4 protein-coding genes are annotated in these 8,244 nt (G+C 75.3%); 3 read left to right on the forward strand and 1 reads right to left on the reverse strand.

The window, feature by feature from the left end:
- The first annotated feature begins 67 nt into the window (after window positions 1-67).
- The gene (locus tag HB370_RS35690) at window positions 68-1,429 is read left to right on the forward strand and encodes a S1 family peptidase (RefSeq protein WP_106980622.1); all 1,362 of its coding nucleotides are present in this window, start codon (window positions 68-70) and stop codon (window positions 1,427-1,429) included.
- 162 nt (window positions 1,430-1,591) lie between these two features.
- Here HB370_RS35690 and HB370_RS35695 read toward each other — a convergent pair whose 3' ends face one another.
- A complete protein-coding gene (locus HB370_RS35695) occupies window positions 1,592-3,682 on the reverse strand; it encodes a SpoIIE family protein phosphatase (RefSeq protein WP_208974549.1) in 2,091 nt (696 codons plus the stop codon).
- Between the two features lie 1,422 nt (window positions 3,683-5,104).
- Between HB370_RS35695 and HB370_RS35700 the strand changes: the two genes are divergently transcribed.
- Together HB370_RS35700 and HB370_RS35705 are read left to right on the forward strand one after the other, a co-directional pair.
- Window positions 5,105-6,313, forward strand: coding sequence for a cytochrome P450 (locus tag HB370_RS35700; RefSeq protein WP_030779994.1), 1,209 nt, complete (start codon window positions 5,105-5,107; stop codon window positions 6,311-6,313).
- Window positions 6,314-6,414: 101 nt separating this feature from the next.
- Window positions 6,415-7,788 carry a serine hydrolase domain-containing protein gene (locus tag HB370_RS35705; RefSeq protein ID WP_030779990.1) on the forward strand — a complete coding sequence of 458 codons (1,374 nt, stop codon included), beginning with the start codon at window positions 6,415-6,417 and terminating at the stop codon, window positions 7,786-7,788.
- The last annotated feature ends 456 nt before the right edge of the window (window positions 7,789-8,244 follow it).

The following is an 8,244-nucleotide window of genomic DNA, read 5'->3' on the forward strand; positions in this document are numbered from 1 at the left end:
CCGCGATACCCACCCCGGTCCGCACGGCCCGCGAGCGGCGGGCTCCCCTCCCAGGAGGTCGAGAAGGTTGAGTCACAAGCGAATGCCCCGGCGCAAGGCCGCGATGGCGGTGGGCGGTGTCGCGGCCCTCGGCGCGGCGGCGTTCCTGCTGCCCCACGCCAGCGCCTCGCAGGACGCGGGACAGGACGGCCGGGCGCCGGGCGGCACCGGCACCGCGAGGACGCTGCGGGCCACGGACGCGCCGGACCTCGACGCCCGGTTGCGCGAACTCCTCGGCGACGCCTTCGCCGGCTCCTACTACGACAGCGGCCGGCAGCAGCTCGTCGTCAACGTGGTCAACGGCGACGACAACGTCATCGTCCGGGCGAAGAAGGCCGGCGCGGTCGTCCGGCAGGTGGCCAACAGCGCCGCCGAACTCAGGGCGGCCGCACGGACGCTGAGGGCCGAGGCCGCCATCCCGGGCACCTCCTGGGCCGTCGACCCGCGCACCGACAAGATCCTCGTCACCGCCGACTCCACGGTCACGGGCGCCCGGTGGGACCGGCTCCGGTCCGCCGTGCGCGGGCTCGGCCCCGGCATGGCGACCCTGAAGAGGTCCGCCGGCACGTTCAAGACGTTCGCCTCGGGCGGCGACGCCATCTTCTCCCGGGCCCAGGGCGGCGGCGTGCGCTGCTCCCTCGGCTTCAACGTCACCGCCGCCGACGGCAGGCCCGCCTTCCTGACGGCCGGTCACTGCGGGGTCGCCGCCGAGAAGTGGTCCGACACCGAGACCGGCGAGCCGATAGCCACCGTCGACCGGGCGACCTTCCCCGGCGAGGGCGACTTCTCCCTCGTCACGTACGACGACCCGGGCACCCGGGCGCCCAGCGAGGTCGACGCCGGCGACGGCCGGACCGTGCCCATCAGCCGGGCCGCCGAGGCCACCGTCGGCCAGGCCGTGTTCCGGATGGGCTCCACCACCGGGCTGCACGACGGCCGGGTGACCGGGCTGGACGCCACCGTCAACTTCCGGAGCGAGACCGACCCCGGCGGCGTGGACACCGTCACCGGTCTGATCCGGACGGACGTGTGCGCCGAGCCCGGCGACAGCGGCGGGCCCCTGTTCACCCAGGACGGCGGCGCCCTCGGCCTCACCTCCGGCGGCAGCGGCGACTGCACCGGCGGCGGCGAGACCTTCTTCCAGCCGGTCACCACCGCCCTCCGGGCCACCGGGGCGAGCCTCGGCGGCGGAGCGGGCGGAGGGGAGGACGACCAGGCGGGCGCGGGCGATCAGCCCGGTGCTGATTCTGATGCCGCTTCCGGCGACGAGGCCGGCCCGGGTGCCGGTGGCGACCCGGTCGGCGGGGACGGTGACTCGTCGGCGCACTCCGCCGGGTCCCGTTCCGGCGCGGCGGACGACGGACCGTCGGCCCTCACCGGTACGCGCTGAGCGGACCGGCGCCCCTCGAGACTCCCCGGCCGGCCCCCCTCGGTTCCAGCCGGCGGGGAGCGGTCCGGCCCTCCGGCGGGAGGGCCGGACCCGGACCCCCGGACCAGGCCCCGTCGTCCGGTGCCGGTCCCTCCGACGGGCGGCCGGGTCCCGGCCGGGCGTTCAGCCGTCGGCGCGGGCCCGGAGCAGCAGGACCGCCACGTCGTCCACCCGGTCCCGCGCCGCCACGCTGTGCCGGACCACCTCGTCCACCAGGCTCTCCAGCGGCTGGTCCCCTGCGTCCGCGAGCAGCTCGCCGAGGTCCGCCAGCGCGTCCTCGATGTCGACGCCGCGGGACTCCACCAGCCCGTCGGTGTACAGGACGAGGACCGAGCCGGGGGGCAGGGACACCTCGGTCGTGGGGTACACGGCCGAGGCGTCGATGCCCAGCAGCGGACCCCCGGCCAGGTCCAGCACCCGTACCTTCCCGTCCGGCCGGCGCAGCAGCGGCGGCGGATGGCCCGCCCGCGCCATCACGGCCCGCCCGTGCGCCGGGTCCAGCCGCAGATACAGACAGCTGGCGAACAGTTCGGAGCCGAGATCGATCAGCAGCCGGTTGGTGCTGCTGATCACCTCGTGCGGCGCCTGCCCCACCGTGGTGTACGCCCGTACGCCGGTGCGGATCTGCCCCATCAGGCCCGCCGCGGTCACGTTGTGCCCCTGGACGTCCCCGATCACCGCCGCCGCCAGCGGCCGGGCCGGCACCAGGTCGTAGAAGTCGCCGCCGATCTCCATGCCGTGGGTGGCGGGCAGATAGCGGGCCGCCGCCTCGATGCCGGGCAGCGGTGCCAGCGAGTGCGGCAGCAGCGCCTGCTGGAGGCCGTGCGCCAGGCTGTGCTTCGCGTCGTAGAGCCGGGCCCGCTCCAGGGCCTGCGCGATCAGCCCGCCGAGCGAGGTCAGTACCGCCCGCTCGTCGGCGGGGAACACATGCGGCTCGGCGTACGCCAGCACACACGTGCCCACCGGCCGGCCCGACGCGATCAGCGGCAGATACGCCCAGGCCGCGAAGCCGTCCGGGGTCTCGTGGCGGCTCGGATACAGCCGCTCCAGGTGCGCCCGGGAGCCGAAGAACGCCGGCACGCCGGTGCTGAGCACCTGCGTGCCCGGGGTGCGCTCGGCCAGCGGCAGCCCCTCGAACCGCTCCACGATGTGCGGGTCCCGGTAGCCGCGGTGCCCGAGCACACGCATCCGCCCGCCCTCGGAACCGAGGATCGCCATCGCCTGGCTGCCGACGGCGGGGGCCACCTCGTCCCAGACCAGCTGCACCACGTCCCGTACCCCCACCGCCTCGGTCAGCGCGCCCGCCAGGCCCAGTACCTGGGAGATCGTCATCAGCCGGGACGGGCCCGGCCCGGCCTGCCGGGCCCCGTGCGGGGTCTCCGTCACCGAGTGGGCCCGGCTGACGCGCACGCTCAGCCCGGTGGTGCTCGGGTACAGCCGGAACCACAGCCAGTCCCCGGGCGGGCGCAGCGCCACGAAGGACGCCATCTGCTGGCTGATCAGCGCCGCCCGGTAGCGGTCCTCGTACATCGGGTCGTTCAGCCAGGGCACCGACGCCCACAGCGGAGTGCCCAGCAGCTCCCCGGCCGGCCGGCCGAGCAGTTCGGCGGCGGCCGGGTTCACGAAGCCGATCCGGCCGTGCAGATCCAGCGACATCAGCCCGTACGGCAGCCGGGACACCAGCCGGACCGCCTCGACCGAGCCCAGCGTCTCCGCCACCGTCGCGGCCCCGGCCACCGAGGACGCCTGCGCCTCCTCCCCGGGGCCGTGCGCCCGGGGCCACGACGTCCCCGCCCGTTCCAGCCGCAGCGCCAGCCGCTCGCAGGCCGCCCACAGGCGGTCGCGTTCGGCGTCGGTCAGCTCCGGCGGATGCCCGCCGGGCCAGGTCACGAACACCGCCCCGTACACCTGCCGCTCCGTCGCCACGGGCAGCGCGGCCAGTGCGAACGGGTACGGCAGCACCACCGCGATGCGCGGGTAGCAGCGGGCCATCTCCTCCTCGCCGCCCACCCACACCAGGCGCCGTCCGCACACCGCGTCCACCACCGGCAGCGGGGCGTTCAGCCCCACCCGCTCCCACGGCGCCGCGAACGCCCGGGGCATGCCCGCGTGCACCGCCATCTCCAGGACCGGTTCGTCGGGGCGGAGCAGATAGACCGCGCCGGAGTGCGCGTGGACCTCGTGCATCATCGACACCAGGGCGAGCGACAGCATCGGCTGCGCGGCCGTCCCCCCGTCGGCCGTCGGCGCCGGCTCCGGCCCGTCGGACACGCCGACCACCTCCTCCGGCCGCGTGCCGTGTCCAGGGCACAAGACTCCCTCGGGGCGGCGCCCGGCGCACGGCGAACGGTCCCGGCGCCCCGCCGCGCTGCGCGGTGCTCCGTGTCCCCCGTCCGGTTGCCGCCCCGCGCGGGGGATGCGGGGGAGGGGGCTCGGCCGGTCGGTGTCGAGGGGGCCGGCCCGGCCGGGCGTGGCTCGTCGGGGCGCGCCCGTCGGGCGGGGCGCACGGTGCCGGTCGGCGGGCGGCGCGCGCGGTCGGGGTTTCGCGGGCGGGGCGCACAGTCGGTGTTCCGGCGTGCGGGGCGCACGGCTGGACGCGTGGTGCGCGTGTGGTGTACGGAGGGCTTCTGTGCGCCCCCCTGTCACGCCACGATGGCCGAAATCGCGGGCACAGGAGAGGGCCGGTGCATTCCGGATCCCGCAGCGGTCCGGTGCCGGGGCGACGGGGTGCGGGGCGGGCCGGATGCGGGGGTGGCGGGGCCGAGTCGCCCACGGCGTGTCGCGTCGTCGTCCGCGCGGCGGGTCCAGCGTGTCCGGTGGCCGAATCGTCACCACAGATCAGGCGAGGTTCGGCCAACCCGTCGTACCGGGCGGTAGGGCACCGTCCGGGTGGCCGGGGGAGCGGGCGGCGGGTCCACAGGGGCCCCTCTGGCATCTTTTTCCCCGCGCCCGGTTTGCCGGTGAGTCGCCGGGGCACACGCGGGGGCGACGATCAGGCCGCCGCCTCCACGCGCGTCAGGGGCTCCGGTGAATGGCCCGATGATGACGCAAAAGCATCGGCACAGTACTCTCCGTTCAACTTCAGGGGGTTGCTTGCGCGTGACGCACCGTGAAGACTGTGGCCGAGTTCCCTCGAAACGAAGGTGTCCCGGGGTGTGCACCATGCCCATCACGGGGTGGCATCCGCTCCCCACGGGAGGGCGGGCGCCGAGAACGCGTCATTTCGCACCTCGTTTCGAACGGCCGGGCTGGGGGCCCGCTGTCGTACAGGAGCCGGGAGGGTCCCGCGTGATCGCTGCGCGGGAGGTATCGCCGAGGGGATGGGGTTATGTCGGGTTGGCGCGCCACACGACCGGGCTCGCCGCGGGGCCGTGGCCGGCCGCGCGGTCGCCGCGTCCTGGATCGCACGTGTTGAGGGCCATGGGCCCGCTCCGGCGTCGGACGGACGGCGACTGACCGTTCCGCCGCGCACCACCAAGGCCGCGCGGGCCACGCGCTGCCTCCCGTCCGATGTCCGGAAAACGTCGGCACAGCCGTGTCCGGAACCGCTCGCGCCCCGGGCGGCCGGGGCCCCGAGGAGCCTCGGTGTGTGACTCCCGCGTGCCCGCACGCGCCACCCGCTAGCAAGGAGACAAGGTGATCAGCAAGCAACCGACGGGCGAGCGCCTCCTGTTGGAGGAGTTACCCGACCGCTGGCGGGGCTTACGCGAGGCCGGGCCGGTGCGGTACGACGCGACACAGGGCGTCTGGCAGGTGCTGGACCACCAGTCGGTCGCCACCGTGCTCGCCGACCCGGCGACGTACTCCTCGGACCTGTCCGCCCTCACCCCCACCCAGCCCGACTTCGAGACCTTCCGGCAGGGCAACTTCGTCGGCATGGACCCGCCCGCCCACCGCAGACTGCGTGCCCTGGTGAGCCAGGCGTTCACCCCCCGGGTCGTGCAGGGACTCGGGCCCCGTATCGAGGCCGTCTGCGCCCGGCTGCTGGACGCCGTCGCCGACCGCGACCGGTTCGACCTGGTCGAGGCGCTGGCCTACCCGCTGCCGATCATCGTCATCGCCGAACTGCTCGGCATCCCGGCCGGCGAACACCGGCTCTTCCAGGAGTGGGCGGGCGTGCTGTTCGGCGGCGACCAGCTCGGCGAGGCGCCCGACATGGCCGACCTGGAGCGGGCGCTGGAAGCCATCGCCCCCACGGTGCGCGAGATGAACGGCTACATGCTGGAGCACATCCGCGCCCGCCGCGCCGACCCCGGCGACGACCTCACCAGCAGACTCATCGCCGCCGAGGTGGACGGGGTGCGCCTGCGGGACGAGGAGATGGTCGGCTTCGTGGCGCTGCTGCTGGTCGCCGGGCACATCACCACCACCGCGCTGCTCGGCAACGCCGTCGTCGCCTTCGACCGCCACCCCGGCACGCACGCCGCGCTGCGCGCCGACCCCGCGCGCATCCCGGCCGCCGTCGAGGAGGTGCTGCGCTGGCTGCCGCCCTTCCCGGAGCTGGGCCGCCGGGTCACCCGGCCCGTGGTCCTCGGCGGCCACGAACTCCCGGCGGACACCCTGCTGATGGCCCATCTGGGCGCCGCCAACCGGGACCCCGCCCGGTTCGCCGCGCCCGACGTCTTCGACGTGACCCGGAGTCCCAATCCCCATCTCACCTTCGGGCACGGCATCCACTTCTGTTTCGGCGCACCCCTGGCCCGGCTGGAGGCACGGATCGCCCTGCGTATGTTGCATGAACGATTCCGCATGCTGGCGATCCCCTCCTACGAGGACATCGCCTACCAGAACCCGGCCGTCATCGTCGGCGTACGACAGCTGCCCGTCGAGGTCGGCAGACCCTAGTCACGGCGCGTGCAGCGCCCTCCGGCCGGCCCCCGCACCGCTCGTCACGGGCCGGACCGGCACGCCCGCACCACAGACCCATCCAACGGAGTCCCCTTCTCATGCCGTACACCATCCCCGCCGCTCCGGCCGCCTCCCGGACACCGTCCCCCTCGCCCCGGGAGTCGCGGGAACCGCACCGGGAGTTGCAGGACCGTCTCGACGCCCTCGCCCGGACCCACCGGGTGCCCGGAGCCCAACTGGCCCTGGACACCGGCACGGACGTGATCGCCGTACACACCGGCACGGCCGACGTCACGACCGGCAGCCCCTTCACCGCGGACACCGCCGTCCCGCTGGGCTCGCTCACCAAACCCTTCACCGCCGCGCTCGTCCTGCTCCTGGCCGACGACGGCGACCTCGACCTGGACGAACCCGCCGCCGGCCAGCTCCCCGAACTGGCCGGGATACCCGAGGTGACGATACGTCACCTTCTCGCCCACACCGGCGGGTTGCCCACCGGGCCCGATTCGGACACCGCCGCCACGACCACCGCCGCCCGCTATCTCGCGGCCGTCTGCACCGACCGCGACCTGCTGTTCGCGCCCGGCACCGACTTCTCCTACTCCAACGCCGGCTACGTCGCCGCCGGACGGCTGGTGGAGACGGTCACCGGCATGCCGTGGCCCGAGGCGGTCCGGGCGCTGCTCCTCGAACCCCTCGGCATCCGGTCCGCGTTCACCGGTGACACCGCGCCCGCCCGCCCCGTGGCCGCCGGGCATGCCGTCAACACCGCGACCGGACGGGCCCGTCCGGCCCGGCAGAACCTGGCACCGCTGGAGGCACCGGCCGGCGCGCTGCTCGCGAGCGCCCTGGACCTGGTCGCGTTCGGCAACGCGCTCACCGGCCGCTCGGACCTGCTGCCGCCCGCCGTCGCCAAGGAGATGCGCCGGCCCGAGAGCGCCGCCCGGCCCGGCACGCTGGCCGACGGCTGGGGCCCCGGACTGGCCCTGTACCGGCGGGACGACCGGATCTGGTGCGGCCACGACGGCAACGCCCAGGGCACGTCCTGCCATCTGCGGGTGGACCCGGAGAGCGGGGTCGTGGTCGCCTTCACCGGCAACTCCGGGTCCGCGACCGCCCTCTGGCGCGACCTCGCCGAGGAGGTGACCCGGCTCACCGGCATCCCGGTGCCGGCCGGGCCGCACACCGCGGACCGGGGAAGGCCCGTCGACCTGCCCGGCTGCGCGGGCACGTACCGCAACGGCACCACGACCTACCGGGTCGCGCCCGGCCCCGACGGCGCGCCGGCCCTCTCCGTGGACGGGGACCTGCCCCTCCCGCTGGTCTGTTACGCCGACCTGTCCTGCGATCTGCGCGATCCGGTCACCGGGCGGCTCGAACCCGGCGGACGATTCCACCGCGATCCGGCCACCGGCCGGGTCGACCGGGTGCAGATCTCCGGACGCACGGCCCGCCGGACCGACGACGGCTGAGGCGGGGCACCGCCAGTGGCGGTTTCGGAGCCGGTCTCACCCGGTGCCGGAGCCGTGCCGGTTCCAGTCCGGCTCCGGGGCTGTCGCTGCCCTGGTTGCGGTGTCGAATCCCGGTTCCGGTTCCCGTTCGCTTCTCGCTTCGGTCGCGTTGGTGTGGCCGGTTTCGCGGGTACGGCCGGCGGGGAGCCGGTGGCTGCCGTGGGCCCGGGGGTTCGGCTCCGGCCGTGGTCCTGGCCGCCGGTGCGGTGCGGGGCGGTTCGCAGCGTCCCGGTGCGACGGGTTCGTGCGTCGTCGCGGACCAGGCATCGCTTCAGGCCGCCCGGCACCGCTCCCGGACACCAGGCACCGGTCACCGCACCCGGACACCGATCACCGCCGCCCGCCCCGCACTGCCGCCCCCGTCACGTACTCGCGGTGACCCGCGCCCTCCCCCCGCCCCGGGGCCCACCGGGGCCG

This window comes from Streptomyces sp. DSM 40868 (assembly GCF_011820545.1).
Classification (GTDB): domain Bacteria; phylum Actinomycetota; class Actinomycetes; order Streptomycetales; family Streptomycetaceae; genus Streptomyces; species Streptomyces eurythermus.